The organism is Citrobacter sp. Cu096 (assembly GCF_030332285.1).
Lineage (GTDB): Bacteria > Pseudomonadota > Gammaproteobacteria > Enterobacterales > Enterobacteriaceae > Citrobacter > Citrobacter meridianamericanus.
The window spans coordinates 1-257 of the sequence record NZ_JAOWID010000014.1; the positions used below are offsets into that span (position 1 = coordinate 1).

At 54.5% G+C, this 257-nt stretch carries 1 tRNA gene; it reads left to right on the plus strand.

Going from position 1 to position 257, the window contains the following annotated elements:
- Nucleotides 1–181 precede the first annotated feature (181 nt).
- Nucleotides 182–257: transfer RNA gene (locus tag OGX99_RS00900), tRNA-Ala, on the plus strand.

A 257-nucleotide genomic window follows, 5' to 3' on the forward strand; every position in this document is an offset into this window, starting at 1 on the left:
GCTTGTAGCTCAGGTGGTTAGAGCGCACCCCTGATAAGGGTGAGGTCGGTGGTTCAAGTCCACTCAGGCCTACCAAATTCGCTCTCGTGCTTTGTTGTGGCAAAGCTCGCATACTTCAGTATGCTTCGCTTCACCACGCCGCGCCCGAAAACGAATTAAGGTTAAAAGAGATTCATTCGATGGGGCTATAGCTCAGCTGGGAGAGCGCCTGCTTTGCACGCAGGAGGTCTGCGGTTCGATCCCGCATAGCTCCACCA